The 17,614-nt window shown below is 60.3% G+C and carries 16 protein-coding genes; 14 read left to right on the top strand and 2 right to left on the bottom strand.

The features are described 5' to 3' along the window. Positions 1–50: 50 nt before the first annotated feature. From argE to coaA, 11 genes are all read left to right on the top strand, one after another. The gene (gene argE, locus FW796_RS11620) at positions 51–1,208 is read left to right on the top strand and encodes an acetylornithine deacetylase (RefSeq protein WP_346633311.1); all 1,158 of its coding nucleotides are present in this window, start codon (positions 51–53) and stop codon (positions 1,206–1,208) included. Positions 1,209–1,344: 136 nt separating this feature from the next. Continuing rightward, complete coding sequence (gene argA / locus FW796_RS11615; protein ID WP_123726743.1) at positions 1,345–2,643, top strand: amino-acid N-acetyltransferase; 1,299 nt, start codon at positions 1,345–1,347, stop codon at positions 2,641–2,643. A 499-nt stretch (positions 2,644–3,142) separates the two neighbouring features. Further along, entirely contained in the window at positions 3,143–4,504 is a 1,362-nt protein-coding gene (locus tag FW796_RS11610) for an OprD family porin (RefSeq protein WP_346633310.1), read from the top strand. A gap of 274 nt (positions 4,505–4,778) precedes the next feature. Then, entirely contained in the window at positions 4,779–5,417 is a 639-nt protein-coding gene (locus tag FW796_RS11605; RefSeq protein ID WP_161753053.1) for a peroxiredoxin, read from the top strand. A gap of 313 nt (positions 5,418–5,730) precedes the next feature. Then, on the top strand, positions 5,731–6,324 hold the full coding sequence (ssuE, locus tag FW796_RS11600; protein WP_123726740.1) for an NADPH-dependent FMN reductase: 594 nt from the start codon (positions 5,731–5,733) through the stop codon (positions 6,322–6,324). 91 nt (positions 6,325–6,415) lie between these two features. After that, positions 6,416–7,381 carry a sulfonate ABC transporter substrate-binding protein gene (locus tag FW796_RS11595; RefSeq protein ID WP_346633309.1) on the top strand — a complete coding sequence of 322 codons (966 nt, stop codon included), beginning with the start codon at positions 6,416–6,418 and terminating at the stop codon, positions 7,379–7,381. A 24-nt stretch (positions 7,382–7,405) separates the two neighbouring features. Further along, positions 7,406–8,554 (top strand): FMNH2-dependent alkanesulfonate monooxygenase, encoded by a 1,149-nt coding sequence (ssuD, locus tag FW796_RS11590; protein ID WP_446439380.1) that lies wholly within the window; start codon positions 7,406–7,408, stop codon positions 8,552–8,554. 9 nt (positions 8,555–8,563) lie between these two features. Further along, positions 8,564–9,352, top strand: coding sequence for an aliphatic sulfonate ABC transporter permease SsuC (gene ssuC / locus FW796_RS11585; RefSeq protein ID WP_346633307.1), 789 nt, complete (start codon positions 8,564–8,566; stop codon positions 9,350–9,352). Further along, a complete protein-coding gene (gene ssuB / locus FW796_RS11580) occupies positions 9,349–10,155 on the top strand; it encodes an aliphatic sulfonates ABC transporter ATP-binding protein (RefSeq protein WP_346633306.1) in 807 nt (268 codons plus the stop codon). The genes ssuC and ssuB overlap by 4 nt, the downstream gene beginning before the upstream one ends. Before the next feature lie 34 nt (positions 10,156–10,189). Further along, a complete protein-coding gene (locus tag FW796_RS11575; RefSeq protein WP_011064106.1) occupies positions 10,190–10,405 on the top strand; it encodes a TOBE domain-containing protein in 216 nt (71 codons plus the stop codon). 120 nt (positions 10,406–10,525) lie between these two features. Next, entirely contained in the window at positions 10,526–11,443 is a 918-nt protein-coding gene (gene coaA / locus FW796_RS11570; protein WP_346633305.1) for a type I pantothenate kinase, read from the top strand. 4 nt (positions 11,444–11,447) lie between these two features. Here the strand turns inward: coaA and FW796_RS11565 are convergent, their stop codons facing one another. Further along, on the bottom strand, positions 11,448–12,086 hold the full coding sequence (locus tag FW796_RS11565; protein WP_346633304.1) for a TetR/AcrR family transcriptional regulator: 639 nt from the start codon (positions 12,084–12,086) through the stop codon (positions 11,448–11,450). 136 nt (positions 12,087–12,222) lie between these two features. Then, a complete protein-coding gene (locus FW796_RS11560; protein ID WP_346633303.1) occupies positions 12,223–13,599 on the bottom strand; it encodes a glutamine synthetase family protein in 1,377 nt (458 codons plus the stop codon). A 278-nt stretch (positions 13,600–13,877) separates the two neighbouring features. Here FW796_RS11560 and FW796_RS11555 point away from each other — a divergent pair, with 278 nt between their 5' ends. The 3 genes from FW796_RS11555 to FW796_RS11545 are packed head-to-tail and all read left to right on the top strand — an operon-like array spanning position 13,878 to position 17,478. Beyond that, positions 13,878–14,660: a gamma-glutamyl-gamma-aminobutyrate hydrolase family protein gene (locus FW796_RS11555; RefSeq protein ID WP_446439379.1), complete on the top strand. Its 783-nt coding sequence runs from the start codon at positions 13,878–13,880 to the stop codon at positions 14,658–14,660. 38 nt (positions 14,661–14,698) lie between these two features. Further along, positions 14,699–16,057 (top strand): glutamine synthetase family protein, encoded by a 1,359-nt coding sequence (locus tag FW796_RS11550; protein ID WP_346633301.1) that lies wholly within the window; start codon positions 14,699–14,701, stop codon positions 16,055–16,057. Positions 16,058–16,113: 56 nt separating this feature from the next. Further along, complete coding sequence (locus tag FW796_RS11545; protein WP_346633300.1) at positions 16,114–17,478, top strand: aspartate aminotransferase family protein; 1,365 nt, start codon at positions 16,114–16,116, stop codon at positions 17,476–17,478. Positions 17,479–17,614 lie beyond the last annotated feature (136 nt).

Here is a 17,614-nt window from a genome sequence, read left to right as displayed (position 1 = left end):
ACGAGATGCCTCTATGATGGTCCCCATCTTGGGATTTCCGGAGCCAGCTCATGCCATTGCCGTCCATGAAGGATCAGTTTGCCGCACTGATCGCCGCGCCGTCGGTGAGCTGTACTCAACCTGCGCTGGACCAGTCCAACCGTTCGGTCATCGACTTGCTGGCCAGTTGGCTCGGCGACCTCGGTTTTGCCTGCGATATCCAGCAGGTCAGCCCTGGCAAGTTCAATCTGCTGGCCAGCTTCGGCAGCGGTCCTGGCGGCCTGGTACTGGCCGGACACAGTGACACGGTGCCGTTTGATGCCGCTCTGTGGCAGACCGATCCGCTGAAGTTGACCGAGGTCGACGGCCGCTGGGTCGGTTTGGGCAGTTGCGACATGAAGGGCTTTTTCGCCTTGATCATCGAAGCGGTGCGACCGTTGCTGGAGCAGCCATTCAAGCAGCCGCTGCTGATCCTGGCGACCTGTGATGAAGAAAGCTCCATGGCCGGGGCCCGGGCCCTGGCGGAAGCCGGGCGGCCGCTGGGGCGCGCGGCGGTGATCGGCGAGCCCACGGGCCTCAAGCCGATCCGTCTGCACAAGGGGGTGATGATGGAGCGCATTGATATCCTCGGGCGCAGCGGCCATTCCTCAGACCCGAGCCTGGGCCGCAGCGCTCTGGAGGCCATGCACGATGCCATCGGCGAATTGCGGGGGCTGCGGCTGCTGTGGCAGCGCGAATACCGCAATCCGCAGTTCAGCGTGCCGCAACCAACCTTGAACTTCGGTTGCATCCACGGTGGTGACAATCCCAACCGCATCTGTGGCCAGTGCTCCCTGGAGTTCGACCTGCGTCCCTTGCCGGGCATGGACCCGCAAGTGCTGCGCGAGGCGATCCGGCAGAAGCTCCAACCGATTGCCGAGCGGCATGAAGTGCAGATCGACTATGCGCCGCTGTTCCCTGCGGTGCCGCCGTTCGAGCAGTCCGAGGACGCGGAGCTGGTGCGGGTGGCGGAACGGCTTACCGGGCATCGTGCCGAAGCAGTAGCGTTTGGCACTGAAGCGCCTTATCTTCAGCGCCTTGGCTGCGAGACTCTGGTGCTTGGCCCGGGTGACATTGCCTGTGCCCACCAGCCCGGGGAGTACCTCGAAATGTCACGCTTGCAGCCTACTGTGCAGTTGCTACGAGAGTTGATTGAACATTACTGCCTGACACCGGCCCAATTTCAGTAAATTACCGGCGTCCCGATCCGTACCCATGAGGAGAGTAAGCGTGTTGCCAAGCCTGTTCCGACGATAACCATCAGCCCGTTGTGCGTTTTCCGTTTCGTCCTTTTATAGGCTGCTTTTTATTTACAGGCTCAGGTTCATGCCCGAATACGTCAATTGGCTCCGCCACGCGTCTCCCTATATCAACGCCCACCGTGACTGCACCTTCGTGGTCATGCTCCCCGGTGACGGCGTTGAACACCCCAACTTCGGCAATATCGTCCACGACCTGGTGCTGCTCCACAGCCTGGGGGTTCGCCTGGTGCTGGTGCACGGTTCGCGCCCACAGATCGAAGCCCGCCTGGCGGCTCGCGGTCTGGCGCCCCATTACCATCACGGTCTGCGGATTACCGATGCAGCGACCCTGGAATGCGTGATCGACGCCGTGGGCCAATTGCGCATTGCCATTGAAGCGCGCCTGTCCATGGACATGGCTTCTTCGCCCATGCAGGGTTCGCGCTTGCGGGTCGCCAGCGGCAACCTGGTGACGGCCCGTCCGATCGGGGTGCTGGAAGGTGTCGACTACCACCACACCGGCGAAGTGCGTCGGGTCGATCGCAAGGGCATCAATCGCCTGCTGGACGAGCGCTCCATCGTGCTGCTGTCGCCCTTGGGGTATTCGCCCACTGGCGAGACCTTCAATCTGGCTTGTGAAGATGTGGCCACTCGCGCGGCCATCGATCTGGGGGCCGACAAGCTGCTGCTGTTTGGTGCCGATCCCGGTCTGCTGGATGAAAACGGCAAACTGGTTCGCGAGTTGCGTCCGCAGCAGGTTCCGGCGCACTTGCAGCGTCTGGGTGGCAACTATCAGGCCGAACTGCTGGACGCCGCTGCCGAGGCTTGTCGTGGTGGTGTGGGACGTAGCCATATCGTCAGTTATGCCGAAGATGGCGCCCTGCTGACGGAGCTCTTTACCCGTGACGGCGGCGGTACCCTGGTGGCCCAGGAGCAATTCGAGCGGGTGCGCGAGGCGGCGATTGAAGACGTCGGCGGGTTGTTGGATCTGATCAGCCCGCTGGAAGAACAGGGCATCCTGGTGCGGCGCTCCCGGGAGGTACTGGAGCGTGAAATCGAGCAGTTCAGCGTGGTCGAGCGCGAGGGCATGATCATTGCCTGCGCTGCCTTGTACCAGATTGCCGACTCCGATGCCGGCGAGCTGGCCTGCCTTGCGGTGAACCCTGAGTATCGTCATGGCAAGCGCGGCGACGAACTGTTGGAAAGGATTGAAGCCCGGGCCCGGGCTCAGGGGCTGAAGACCTTGTTCGTGCTCACTACCCGCACGGCCCACTGGTTTCGCGAGCGGGGTTTTGTGCCCAGCAGCGTCGAACGTCTGCCTTCGGCCAGGGCCTCGTTGTACAACTACCAGCGCAATTCGAAGATCTTCGAAAAGGCCCTCTGAGTCTTTTTCTCGTCGTGCAATAGGCAACGCCTCGATCCCTGGATCGAGGCGTTGCCGTTTTCTGCACATGTCAGAAAAATTTCATTTCGATACAAAAACTGTAACAAATTGACGGGAGGATAGGCTCTTAGCCATGATTGCGTCGCTTTTTTGATCCTCCATGACGTTTTACGCCTCTGGCGCGGGGGATCTTGGGGGCTGGATCGGGGAAATATTTTTCAGAAATAAGCTTGCGAGTGTCTAGGCTGGGATTCTCGGCTTTACCGTGGCGAGCTTTATTCCTGAAAGGTATGAAAAAGAATTAAACAATTCTTTTTGGGTTTATGAGTAATTCATTACCCTGCATGGACCAAATCACTGCGATTAGACCATGGTCGTAGACACAGTCCGTTACGATTGACTTATCAGTCACGGTCTGGCGCTAATCGCGCATCTGTGGCACCCGGGCGTTCGATCTGGGGCCAGGAACCACAAGAATTAGAAACGAGAGGAGCGAAACATGAACAAGTCCACCTTGGCCCTGGCTGTGGCCGTAGGGGTTTTGGCGCAGCAGGCAGGCGCCGCCGGTTTCATCGAAGACAGCAAGGCTACCTTGGGGCTGCGCAACTTCTATATCAATACTGATAACCGTGACCATGCGGCAGCAACCGCCAGCAATGTTCAGAGCAAGAACGAAGAGTGGGGCCAAGGCTTTCAGCTCAACTTCACCTCTGGCTACACCCAGGGCACCGTAGGTTTCGGTCTCGACGCGATCGGCCTGCTGGGTATCAAGCTGGACTCGGGGGGCGGCACCAACGGCGCTACTCCTAGCTCCTACGGCGGTACCGTATTTCCAAGCAAATCCAATGGCGAAGCCGTTGACAACTACTCCAGCCTGGGCCTGACTGCCAAAGCCAAGATCTCGCAAACCGAGCTGAAGCTGGGCACCCTGCAGCCAAAACTGCCGGTTATCGTGACCAACGATGGTCGTATGCTGCCGCAAACCTTCCAGGGCGGTCAGATCACTACCAACGACATCAAGGATCTGACCCTGATCGGTGGTCAGATCGAGCACGCCAAGGGCCGTAACTCCAGCAACAACGAACAACTCTCCATCGCTGGCGCCAACAGCCGCGGTGCAAGCTTTCGTGATAGCAACAAGTTCATCTACGGTGGTGGCGACTACAAGATCACCAAGGACCTCACCGCTCAGTACTACTACGGCAACCTGGAAGACTTCTACAAGCAGCACTTCCTGGGCCTGACTCATAACTGGGCAATCGGCCCGGGCGTATTGAAGTCCGACCTGCGTTACTTCAACAGCCGCGACGATGGTGCTAATGGTCATGACTCCACCTACTTCACCACTGGCAACTACTCTGGTGTAGCAAGTGGTAAAGGCAAGGTTGACAACAACCTTTATAGCGGCCTGTTCCTGTACTCGGTTGCCGGTCATACCTTTGGTGGCGGCTACCAGGTCAGCAACGGCAGCAGCGATTTCCCTTGGCTGAACCAGGGTGATGGCTCGTCGGCCTACATCATCACCGACATGCAGATCCAGAAGTTCGCCCGTGCCGGCGAGCGTACCTGGCAAGCGCGCTACTCCTATGACTTCGCCAAACTGGGCGCCCCTGGCCTGACTGCCGGTGTGGTTTACCTGCGCGGTGACAACATCGACACCGTAACCGCTAAAGGTGCTGTAGCTGGTAGCGGCCGTTCCGAGTGGGAACGCGACCTGACCGTCGCTTACGTTGTTCCGGAAGGCCCGCTGAAGAACCTGGGCTTCACTTGGAAAAACGCCATGTGGCGCAACGACATCCCGAGCCAGCGCGATCAGGACGAAAACCGTCTGATCGTCAGCTACTCGATCCCGCTGTTGTAATAGCGCGATAAAGCCTCGCCCGGCGCAATGCCGGGCGAGGTATTGCTTCAAGTCAGGCCCACCCCCGTGAGCCCTTCCTGAATCCCCCTCTTTGTACAGCTACTCAAGGCCTTCTCGAACCTTGTTGAGAAGGGTGGTCTTCGCCTGCGCGCGCGTCCAGTGAAGAGATTTTTAATATTCAATTCAGTTATTAATAAATCGATATTTATTCTTTTTAAATAAGCTCCGGTGCAGGCAGAGTAGCTCCATCACGCACTCACAGGAGCAGCACCCCATGAGCCTCAGACTGGGCGACATCGCCCCCGACTTCGAACAGGATTCCAGTGCCGGCAAGATTCGTTTCCACGAGTGGCTGGGCGATAGCTGGGGCGTGCTGTTTTCCCACCCCGCAGACTTCACGCCGGTGTGCACCACCGAGCTGGGTTTCACCGCCAAGCTCAAGGACGAGTTCGCTCAGCGCGGAGTCAAAGCCATTGCCCTGTCGGTGGACCCGGTGGATTCCCATCACCGCTGGATCGAGGACATCAACGAAACCCAGCACACCATCGTCAATTTTCCGATCCTGGCGGACGCCGATCGCAAAGTGTCGGACCTCTATGACCTGATTCACCCCAATGCCAACGACACGCTGACCGTGCGTTCGCTGTTCGTCATCGACCCGAACAAGAAGATTCGCCTGACCATCACCTATCCCGCCAGTACCGGGCGCAATTTCCACGAAATTCTCCGGGTGATTGACTCGTTGCAACTCACCGACAACTACAAAGTGGCTACTCCGGCTAACTGGCAGGATGGTGACGAGGTGGTGATCGTGCCCTCGCTCAAGGACGAGGAAGAGATCAAGCGCCGCTTTCCCAAAGGTTATCGCGCAGTGAAGCCTTACCTGCGCCTGACGCCGCAACCCAACCGTTGATACACGAGCCGCTGTAGGAGCCGGCTTGCCGGCGAAGGCGGTCGTGAGGCCGATGCAAGGTTTTGCGGGCTTTTTCGCGGGCAAGCCCGCTCCTACGGAGAGTTCAGGGGTAACAGATCCATAAAGCAGGGGTTTTAAGGCCGTTTCGACGGCCTATTTTTTTGCCTGCGAGAAATACTTCCTTATATGCATATAAGGAATAAACAAATGAATAAATAAGATTTATGGATATAAAAATAGACTGTTAAGGTCTGTCCAGTCCGGCGAGATCGCATCCCGCGAATCGCTTTATCTTGTTCAAGGAATCCCCTGCATGCTGGTGGTCTCTCTCGGTGGCAGTCCCAGCCAACGCTCCCGTTCCGGGGTGCTGCTGGAGTTGGCCAAGCGCTGGTTGCAGCAGCAAGGCGTGGAAGTGGTCAGTTACCAGGTGCGGGACTTCCCGGCCGAAGATCTGCTTCACGCCCGCTTCGACAGCCCCATGGTCATCGATCTGCTGCAACACATTGAGCAGGCCGACGGCCTGCTGATTGCCACGCCGGTGTACAAGGCGTCTTTTTCCGGGGCCCTGAAAACCCTGCTCGACCTGCTGCCGGAACGTGCCCTGAGCCACAAGGTGGTGCTGCCCATGGCCACGGGCGGCAGCATCGCCCACATGCTGGCGGTGGATTACGCCCTCAAGCCTGTGCTCTCGGCACTCAAGGCCCAGGAAATGCTCCAGGGCATCTTTGCCGAGGACAGCCAGATCGCTTATGGCGAAGGCAGTGTCCAGCCGCAGCTGGCGCAGGCTCTGGAGCAACGCTTGAGCGAAGCCCTGGAGCAGTTCCACAGCGCGATGGCACGTCGTCCCAAACCGCTGGACCCGCATGTGTTGAATGAACGTCTGTTGAGTGCTCGCTGGAGCATTTGAGTCACACCCCTGATTTGAAGTACTGGCCTTACTCGCCCGCCAACGGGCAAGCAGGTGCAGCCACAACCCCCACAGCAAAAAGGAGAGCGCCATGCGCCCTGTCATTTTGCGTCGCGGTCTGGTCGCTCTGTTTGCTGCGGCTGTGTCCTTCGGCGCCATTGTTCAAGCTCAAGCCGAGACCTTGCGTATCGGTTATCAGAAATACGGCACCCTGGTGCTGCTCAAGGCCAAGGGCTCCCTGGAAAAGCGCCTGGCGCAGCAGGGCGTAGACGTGCAATGGACCGAGTTCCCGGGCGGCCCGCAGCTGCTGGAGGGGCTGAATGTCGGCTCCATCGACTTCGGTGTGACCGGCGAAACTCCACCGGTATTTGCCCAGGCTGCCGGTGCCGATCTGCTCTACGTGGCCTATGAACCGCCGGCGCCCCATAGCGAAGCGATCCTGGTGCCCAAGGACTCGCCGATCAAATCGGTGCAGGACCTCAAGGGCAAGAAGGTGGTGCTGAACAAGGGCTCCAACGTCCATTACCTGCTGGTCCGCGCCCTGGAAGACGCCGGCCTCAAGTACAGCGATATCCAGACTGTGTTCCTGCCCCCGGCCGATGCCCGCGCAGCGTTCGAGCGTGGCAGTGTCGACGCCTGGGTGATCTGGGACCCTTACCAGGCGGCGGCCGAGCAGCAACTGCAGGCACGCACTCTGCGTGACGGCAGTGGCATCGTCGACAACCACCAGTTCTACCTGGCGACCAAACCCTACGCACAGCAGCACCCCGAGGTGATCAAGGCCCTGGTGGAGGAAGTGCGGGCCGTGGGCGAGTGGTCCAAGGCCAACCCGCAGGAGGTCACCCAGCAGGTGGCGCCGCTGTTGGGCCTGTCTACCGACATCACCCTGACCTCGGTGAAACGCCAGGGCTACGGTGCGGCCTTCCTGACTCCGGAAGTGATCGCCGCGCAGCAGAAAATCGCCGACAGCTTCTATCAGCTCAAGCTGATTCCCAAGCCGCTGAGCATCAAAGACGTGATCTGGACGCCCACTGCCGCCGTGGCCAAAGCGCCGTAATTCGACCCCTTAGGAGACAACTCCATGAGCCTCAACATCTTCTGGTTTCTGCCCACCCACGGCGACGGCCATTACCTTGGCACCGCCGAAGGCGCTCGCGCCGTCGATCATGCATACCTGCAACAGATCGCCCAGGCTGCCGACCGCCTTGGTTTTGGCGGGGTGCTGATTCCCACCGGGCGGTCCTGCGAGGATTCCTGGTTGGTGGCGGCCTCGCTGATTCCGGTGACCCAGCGTCTGAAGTTTCTGGTAGCCCTGCGTCCCGGGATCATTTCCCCGACGGTGGCGGCGCGTCAGGCTGCGACCCTGGATCGCTTGTCCGGTGGTCGGGCGCTGTTCAACCTGGTGACCGGTGGTGATCCGGACGAGTTGGCCGGCGATGGCCTGTTCCTCGACCATGAAGAGCGTTACCAGGCCTCCGTGGAATTCACCCGTATCTGGCGGCGGGTGCTGGAAGGCGAAACCGTGGATTACGACGGCCAGCACATCAGCGTGAAGGGCGCCAAGCTGCTCTATCCGCCGCTGCAGCAACCCCGTCCACCGCTGTATTTCGGCGGCTCTTCGGAAGCCGCCCAGGACCTGGCCGCCGAGCAGGTGGAGATGGTCCTGACCTGGGGCGAACCACCGGCCGCCGTGGCCGAGAAGATCCAGCAGGTGCGGGACAAGGCCGCCAAGCTGGGGCGCACCGTGCGTTTTGGCATCCGCCTGCATGTGATTGTGCGAGAAACCAATGCCGAGGCCTGGCAGGCCGCCGAGCGCCTGATTTCCCATCTGGACGACGACACCATCGCTCGGGCCCAGGCGTCCCTGGCCCGCTTCGATTCCGTCGGCCAGCAGCGCATGGCGGCCCTGCATGGAGGGCGCCGCGACAAACTGGAAGTGAGCCCGAACCTCTGGGCCGGGGTAGGCCTGGTGCGTGGTGGCGCCGGCACGGCCCTGGTGGGCGACGGTCCTACGGTGGCAGCGCGGATGCAAGAGTACGCAGACCTGGGCATCGACACCTTTATCTTCTCCGGTTATCCACACCTGGAAGAGTCCTACCGGGTGGCCGAACTGCTGTTTCCGCATCTGGACATCGAGCGCCCCAAGCTGCCTGAAGCTGCAGGTTATGTCAGTCCGTTCGGGGAAATGGTCGCCAACGACATCATCCCCAAAGCTGCGTCCCAGAGCTGAGGTGCGGTCATGAGTGGACAACGCATAGTGCATCGGCTGGCGCCCTGGGGGCTGCCGTTGCTGCTGCTCGCGGTGTGGCAGCTGTCGGTGTCGGCGGGTTGGCTGTCGACCCGTATCCTGCCGGCCCCCAGCGCGGTGATCGAGGCCGGGGTCAGCCTGGTACGCAGTGGCGATATCTGGACTCACCTGGCCATCAGTGGCTGGCGTGCGGGGCTGGGTTTTGTCATCGGCGGCGGTATCGGTCTGGCGCTGGGCTTCATCACCGGTTTGTCGAAATGGGGCGAGCGCTTGCTGGACAGCTCGGTGCAGATGATCCGCAACGTACCGCACCTGGCGCTGATTCCCCTGGTGATCCTGTGGTTCGGTATCGACGAGTCGGCGAAGATCTTTCTGGTAGCCCTGGGCACTCTGTTCCCGATCTACCTCAACACTTACCACGGCATTCGCAACGTTGATCCGGCGCTGGTGGAGATGGCCCGTAGCTACGGACTGTCGGGGTTCGCGCTGTTTCGCCAAGTGATCCTGCCGGGAGCCTTGCCCTCGATCCTGGTGGGGGTGCGTTTTGCCCTGGGCTTCATGTGGCTGACGCTGATCGTTGCTGAAACCATCTCCGCCAGCTCCGGCATCGGCTATCTGGCCATGAATGCCCGTGAGTTCCTGCAGACCGACGTGGTGGTGCTGGCCATTGTCATGTACGCGGTGCTCGGCAAGCTCGCCGACCTCGCAGCGCGGGGCCTGGAGCGGGTCTGGCTGCGCTGGCATCCGGCCTACCAAGTGGCCAGGGGAGATGCTCAATGACGGCTCAACAACCTCCACGGCTGCTGCGGGGCATTCCCCTGGCCGTGCGCAAATTGCAAAAGACCTTCGGTTCGCGGCAGGTGCTGCGGGAAGTCGATCTGCACATTCCTGCCGGTCAGTTCGTGGCGGTAGTGGGGCGCAGCGGTTGCGGCAAAAGCACCTTGCTGCGCCTGCTGGCCGGTCTCGATCAGCCCACGGGCGGCGAGTTGCTGGCAGGCTCCGCGCCCTTGAGCGCAGCCATCGAAGACACCCGGTTGATGTTCCAGGAGGCACGTTTGCTGCCCTGGAAGAAAGTCATCGACAACGTCGGGCTCGGCCTCAAGGGCAACTGGCGGCCTCAGGCCCTGGAAGCCCTTGAAGCGGTGGGCCTGGCGGATCGCGCCAATGAATGGCCGGCGGCGCTGTCAGGTGGCCAGAAACAGCGGGTGGCCCTGGCTCGTGCCCTGATTCATCAGCCGCGACTGTTACTGCTGGACGAGCCGCTGGGGGCACTGGATGCCCTGACCCGGATCGAGATGCAGCAGTTGATCGAACGTTTGTGGCAGCAGCATGGCTTCACCGTATTGCTGGTCACCCACGATGTCAGTGAGGCCGTGGCGATTGCCGATCGGGTGATCCTGATCGAAGACGGCGAGGTGGGGCTTGACCTGCACGTCGAGCTGCCACGCCCGCGGGTGCGAGGTTCCCATCGCCTGGCGGCCCTGGAAACCGAAGTCCTCAATCGCGTGCTGGCACTGCCAGGTTCACCACCGGAACCGGAACCCGTTTCACCCTTGCCCACGCAGTTGCGCTGGGCACTTTAAAACAGCGAATCATTTCGATCCCAGGAGAAATACCATGACCATTAAAGCCATCAACGTTCGCAATCAGTTCAAGGGCACCATCAAGGAAATCGTCGAGGGTGACGTGCTGTCGGAAATCGACGTGCAGACCGCGTCCGGGATTGTCACTTCGGTGATCACCACCCGTTCGGTCAAGGAGCTGGAACTGTCCATCGGCAGCGAGGTGATTGCCTTCGTGAAATCCACCGAGGTGTCGATCGCCAAGTTGTGAGCAATGCAGTGCAACAGCCCCGAAGGGTGCGAGTCCTTCGGGGCTTTTTTCATGGACGCTGTAAATAACGGTCAGATTTGATACTTTCCCTGCTTTCGGCAAGGCCTGAACAGTACAAACATGACAACAGAGCAGGGTCCAAACGTAGGGTATCTGGAGTTTGATCGCGATCGCTGGTCAGCTCTGCGGGCCGCAGAACCCATGAGTCTGTCACCGTCCGAGATGGAGACGCTGACCAGTCCGACCCAGCCCATGGCGTCCGAGGAGGTGAGGCAGATCCTGCTCCCGCTGTCGCGGCTGCTGCATTTGCATGCGGCCCAGGTGCAGTCGCTCAAGGCCCCCCAGGCAGGTTTCAAGGCACCTTATGTCATAGGTGTATCCGGCAGTGTCGCGGTGGGCAAAAGCAGTTTTGCCAGGGTCCTGGCGGCCCTTCTGGCCTATTGGCCGGACAAGCCCAATGTGCATCTGGTGACTACAGACTCCTTTCTTTTCCCACTGGCGACCCTCCAGGAAAAAAATATTCTGCACCGCAAGGGGTTTCCCGAATCCTACGATGAGCCGTTGTTCGTGGATTTTCTGCAGTCGGTGTGCAGGAAGGGCGAGGCCGTCAGGATTCCCATCTATTCCCACGTCCGCTACGACATCCTGGCCGATGAGGCGCAGTCGGTGGAGGCTCCGGATATCATCATCCTCGAAGGCCTGAATGTGCTGCAGGGCGAGCAGGGGCAAGGCTTGAACCCCCTGGACTTCATCGACTTCTCCATTTACGTCGATGCGTCCGAGGAGGCGATCAAGGCCTGGTACCTGGAGCGCTTTGTCTACTTGAAGAACACCGCGTTCCAGGCGGCAGATTCCTACTTCAACAAGTACAAGGGGCTTTCGGACCTTGAAGCCCTGTCGGTGGCATCCGATACCTGGGATCGGGTCAACCTGAAGAATCTCGTCGAAAACATCCTGCCGACCCGGGAACGGGCGAATCTGATCATTCACAAATCAGCGGATCACAGCATCGACAGGTTGCTGTTGCGGCAGGCTTGAGCGCTCAGAGAGACGCTGGACGCTTGGGCAGGTAGGGCGGCAAGTAGAGGCTCAGGTAGGCATCGAAGACCCGCATGCCTTCCTCCGCCATGCGCGGGGTGATTTGCCCGTGCTGTTGCACCGAACGGGCGTACACCCGATCTCCCAGCTCCATGGCCAGGGCGAATACATCCACATCCCGGGGCAGGGTCGGCAGCTCGAAGTGGTGATCGAACAGCTTGTGCATCAGGTCACCCAGCTCGATGTCGTGCTGGCGATCGGCCTGGGTGACTTCCGTCAAGCCGTGTTGGGCGAGGATCAACTGGCGGGCCGCCGCGTCCTCGCCGTAGATGTCGAGCATGCGTTGTTCAACCAGGCGTGACAGGTCCCGCCAGCTGTCGAGCCGGTCGTGGTCGATGGGAGCTTGCAGGCAGGCGCGAAACCCGGCGTGGACATCAGCGGTCAGGGCTTCCAGCAGGGCAGGGACACTGGCGAAGAAGTGATAGACCGAGGACGGTGGAATCTGCGCTCGTTCCGCCACGCTGTAGATCGACAGGCTGGCCACCCCCTCGCTGGCCAGCAGGGTCCGGGCGGCGTCGAGTATCGAGTCGATCCGGGCCTGGCTGCGTGCACGGGGTTTGCGAAGAGGGGCGGTGCGCGTCATCGGTGTCTCCTACTGGGCAGCGGGCATTGTACGCGAGAGCGCCAGGATTCCTGTATCCGCCGGCCATAACGGCGAGGCACAAAAAAACGCCGCGGGCTGTGTGAGCTCCGCGGCGTTGTTTTTTTGCAACAACCGCTTAGACGGTGTGCAGGTACCAGTTGTACTCGAGGTCGGAGATGGAGTGTTCGAACTCCTCCAGCTCGCTCTCTTTGCAGGCCACGAAGATGTCGATGTATTTCGGATCGATGTACTTGGCCATCACCTCACTGTCGTCCAGCTCGCGCAGGGCATCGCGCAAGTTGTTCGGCAGGCTCTGCTCGTTCTGCTCGTAGCTGTTGCCTTCGGTCGGCGCAGGCGGCTCGATCTTGTTGGTCAAGCCGTGATGCACGCCCGCCAGGACCGAAGCCATCAACAGGTAAGGGTTGGCGTCGGCGCCGGCGACCCGGTGTTCCAGGCGCACGGCATCGGCCGAACCGGTAGGCACCCGCAGGGCCACGGTACGGTTGTCCAGGCCCCAGCTCGGCGAGTTCGGCACATAGAACTGTGCGCCGAAACGACGGTAGGAGTTGACGTTCGGGCAGAGGAAAGCCATCTGCGCCGGTAGGGTCTCGAGCACACCGCCGATCGCGTGACGCAGTGCGGCGTTCTGCTCGGGATCCTCGCTGGCAAAGATGTTCTTGCCATCTTTATCCAGAATCGAAATGTGGACGTGCAGACCGTTGCCCGCCTGGCCCGGGTAAGGCTTGGCCATGAAGGTGGTGTCCATCTCATGGTCGTAGGCGATGTTCTTGATCAGGCGTTTGAGCAGTACCGCGTAATCGCAGGCCTTGATCGGGTCGGCGACGTGGTGCAGGTTCACTTCGAACTGCGCCGGGGCACTTTCCTTGACGATGGCGTCTGCGGGGATGCCTTGCTCTTTGGCACCTTCGAGAATGTCCTGGAGGCAGTCGACGTATTCGTCGAGATCGTCGATCAGGTAGACCTGGGTGGAATGCGGGCGTTTGCCGGAGATCGGCGAACGTGGCGGTTGTGGGCGGCCGTTCACGTTCTCCTGGTCGATCAGGTAGAACTCCAGTTCGAAGGCGGCGCAGATGGTCAGTCCCAGTTCGTCGAACTTGGCCACGACCTGGCGCAGTACTTCTCGTGGATCGGCGAAGAACGGATCGCCTTCAAGCTCGTGCATGGTCATCAGCAGTTGCGCGGTAGGACGCTTCTGCCAGGGCTCGTTGCACAGGGTATCGGGGATTGGATAGCAGATTCGGTCAGCATCGCCGATGTCCAGGCCCAGGCCGGTGCTTTCCACCGTAGAACCATTGATATCCAGGGCAAACAGGGAGGCCGGCAGGTTGATGCCTTTCTCGTAAACCTTGTGGAGGCTGGTGCGTTCGATGCGCTTGCCGCGCACCACACCATTCATATCCGCAATCAGAAGGTCAACGTACAGAACCTCAGGATGTTCCTTAAGGAACGCGTTCGCTTCGTTGAGCTGAACGGCACGCGGGGGTACCGACATGATGCAACACCTTTGTTGTTAAAAATATCAATCATTGATCTTTTCTGGTTTCAGTCAACCCGAACGGCATGCCGAAGTCAAGTAAGGCCTTTTATGCCCTAATAAAGGGATGGCGAGGCTCTTTTGAGGCAAAACAGGGCGTTTTTTGGGCTTCGACTACCTTGGGTACCGCAGGCTTGAGCGGGCCGTGTTGTATTTTTTACGGGGGTGTTGTGTAAAAAAATGAACAACGCTAAGCTCGAATCAAACCCATAACAGCAATAATACCGGGGTGTTTCATGTCTCGCCTGCCGTTAATCGGCGTGACCGCCTGCTCCAGGCAGATCGGTCTGCATGCATATCACATCAGTGGCGACGAGTATGTACAGGCGGTAGCCAGCGCAGCCCAGGGCGTGCCGGTGATTCTTCCGTCCATGGCGCAGTGGCTTTCCCCGTCCGATATTCTGGACGGCCTGGACGGCATCCTCTTTACCGGTTCTCCTTCCAATATCGAACCTTTCCATTATCAGGGGCCTGCCAGCGCGCCGGGCACTGCTCATGATTCTGCACGGGACGCGGCCACTCTGCCGCTGTTGAATGCCGCCGTCGAAGCCGGTGTTCCGGTGCTGGGTATCTGTCGCGGATTTCAGGAAATGAATGTGGCCCTGGGCGGCAGCCTTCATCAGAACGTGCATGAAGTGCAGCCGTTCATGGACCACCGCCATGATGAAGAGCCCGATCAGCCACTGGATGCCTGGTACGCGCCCGCCCATGATCTGCACGTTCAAACGGGCGGGATCCTGGCGAATCTGGGCCTGCCGCAGAAGATTCAAGTCAACTCGATTCATGCGCAAGGTATTGAACGTCTGGCGCCGGGCCTGCGGGTCGAGGCGCTGGCGCCTGACGGTCTGGTGGAGGCCATCTCGGTCGAGGGAGGCAAGGCATTTGCTTTAGGGGTGCAATGGCACCCCGAATGGCAGGTAAGCTGCAATCCTCACTATCTGGCCATCTTCCAGGCTTTTGGTGATGCCTGCCGCAAGCGGGCAAAACAACGCGACGCCGAAGCGTCACACAAGGCCTGACTTAATAGAGAGTCAGGAAACTCAGCCTAGAGGCATTTATGAGTAACAACCTCGACCAGCTCACCGATTGGTTGAAAGACCACAAGATCACAGAAGTCGAATGCATGATCGGCGACTTGACCGGTATCACCCGGGGCAAGATCTCGCCGACCAACAAGTTCATTGCCGAAAAAGGCATGCGCCTGCCCGAGAGCGTGCTGTTGCAGACCGTGACCGGCGACTATGTCGAAGACGACATCTATTACGAGCTGCTGGACCCGGCGGACATCGACATGGTCTGCCGTCCCGACCAGAACGCGGTGTATCTCGTGCCCTGGGCCATCGAACCCACTGCCCAGGTGATCCACGACACCTACGACAAGCAGGGCAACCCCATCGAGCTGTCGCCACGCAACGTCTTGAAGAAGGTCCTCAAGCTCTACGCCGACCACGGCTGGCAGCCCATCGTGGCGCCGGAGATGGAGTTCTACCTGACCAAGCGCAGTGACGACCCCGACTATCCCCTGCAGCCGCCCATCGGCCGTTCCGGCCGTCCTGAAACCGGGCGCCAGTCGTTCTCCATTGAAGCGGCCAACGAATTCGATCCGCTGTTCGAAGATGTCTACGACTGGTGCGAACTGCAGGAGCTGGACCTGGACACCCTGATCCATGAGGACGGCACGGCGCAGATGGAGATCAACTTCCGTCACGGTGACGCCTTGTCCCTGGCTGACCAGATCCTGGTGTTCAAGCGCACCATGCGCGAAGCCGCACTCAAGCATGACGTGGCCGCAACCTTCATGGCCAAGCCCATGACCGGCGAGCCTGGCAGCGCCATGCACTTGCACCAGAGCGTCATCGACATCAACACCGGCAAGAACGTCTTCTCCAACGAAGACGGGACCATGAGCCAGCTGTTCCTCAACCACATTGGCGGTTTGCAGAAGTTCATCCCCGAGCTGCTGCCGCTGTTCGCCCCCAACGTCAACTCGTTCCGCCGCTTCCTGCCCGATACCTCGGCGCCAGTGAACGTCGAGTGGGGCGAAGAAAACCGCACCGTGGGCCTGCGGGTGCCGGATGCCGGGCCGCAGAACCGTCGGGTGGAAAACCGCCTGCCGGGCGCCGACGCCAACCCTTACCTGGCCATTGCTGCCAGCCTGCTGTGCGGCTTCATTGGTATGGTCGAAGGCCACAACCCGAGCGCGCCAGTGGTCGGTCGTGGTTATGAACGACGCAACCTGCGCCTGCCGTTGACCATCGAGGACGCCCTGGAGCGAATGGAAAACAGCAAGACCATCGAGAAGTACCTGGGCCAGAAGTTCATCACCGGCTACGTCGCGGTGAAGCGGGCCGAGCACGAAAACTTCAAGCGCGTGATCAGTTCGTGGGAGCGGGAATTCCTGCTGTTCGCCGTCTGATTCGCCGGGCGCCGCTGCCCCCCAGCGGCGCCTTCACTGACACTTAGGAGAGATTGATGACTCATAAAAACCCGCAAACCCGCGAGTGGCAAACCCTCAGCAGTGATCACCACCTGGCGCCTTTCAGCGACTTCAAGCAATTGAAGGAGAAGGGGCCGCGGATCATCACCCATGCCAAGGGTGTGTACCTCTGGGACAGTGAAGGCAATCAGATTCTCGACGGTATGGCTGGCCTGTGGTGCGTAGCCATCGGCTATGGTCGTGATGAATTGGCGGAAGCCGCCAGCAAGCAAATGCGTGAACTGCCCTATTACAACCTGTTCTTCCAGACCGCCCACCCGCCGGTGCTGGAGCTGTCCAAGGCAATCGCCGATGTCGCACCGGAAGGCATGAATCACGTGTTCTTCACCGGCTCCGGCTCCGAAGGCAACGACACCATGCTGCGCATGGTCCGCCATTACTGGGCGATCAAGGGCCAGCCGAACAAGAAGACCATCATCAGCCGGGTTAACGGCTACCACGGCTCCACCGTGGCGGGCGCCAGCCTCGGCGGCATGACTTACATGCACGAACAGGGCGACCTGCCGATTCCGGGCATTGTCCACATCCCGCAACCGTACTGGTTCGGCGAAGGCGGCGACATGAGCCCAGAAGAGTTCGGCATCTGGGCGGCCAACCAGCTGGAAGAGAAGATCCTGGAGCTGGGCGTGGATAACGTCGGTGCCTTTATCGCCGAGCCGATCCAGGGCGCTGGCGGCGTGATTGTGCCGCCGGACAGCTACTGGCCGCGGATCAAGGAAATCCTCGCCAAGTACGACATCCTCTTCGTCGCCGACGAAGTGATCTGTGGCTTCGGCCGCACCGGTGAGTGGTTCGGTAGCGATTTCTACGATCTCAAGCCCGACATGATGACCATCGCCAAGGGCCTGACCTCCGGCTACATCCCCATGGGCGGCCTGATTGTCCGTGACGAAGTGGTGGCGGTGCTCAACGAGGGCGGTGATTTCAACCACGGTTTCACCTACTCCGGCCATCCGGTGGCCGCTGCCGTGGCCCTGGAAAACATCCGCATCATGCGCGATGAAAAAATTATCCAGCGCGCCCACGAAAAAGCGGCACCCTATTTGCAGAAACGTCTGCGTGAGCTGAGTGATCACCCGTTGGTGGGCGAAGTTCGCGGGGTAGGCCTGCTGGGGGCGATCGAGCTGGTCAAGGACAAGGCCACCCGGGCACGTTACGAAGGTCGTGGCGTAGGCATGATCTGCCGACAGTTCTGCTTCGATAACGGTCTGATCATGCGTGCCGTCGGCGACACCATGATCATTGCGCCACCGCTGGTGATCAGCGAGGCGGAGATCGACGAACTGGTGGCCAAGGCGCGCAAGTGCCTGGATCTGACCTTGAGTGTGCTGCAGAGCTGAGTGCTAGGCTTTGAGCGCGGTGCTTGCGGGCACGGCGCTCGAAGCAGATATAAAGGATGGGTCTTTCCTTGAAAGCCGGCCTTGGATCTTGCCAGACTACCCGCCGTTTTGGTCGCCCCGAGACTGGCCGCTGAGC

It is taken from the genome of Pseudomonas sp. 910_21, from assembly GCF_052850735.1.
The sequence above is the reverse complement of the archived record's forward strand: the minus strand, read 5'-3'. Positions and strand labels throughout refer to the sequence as shown.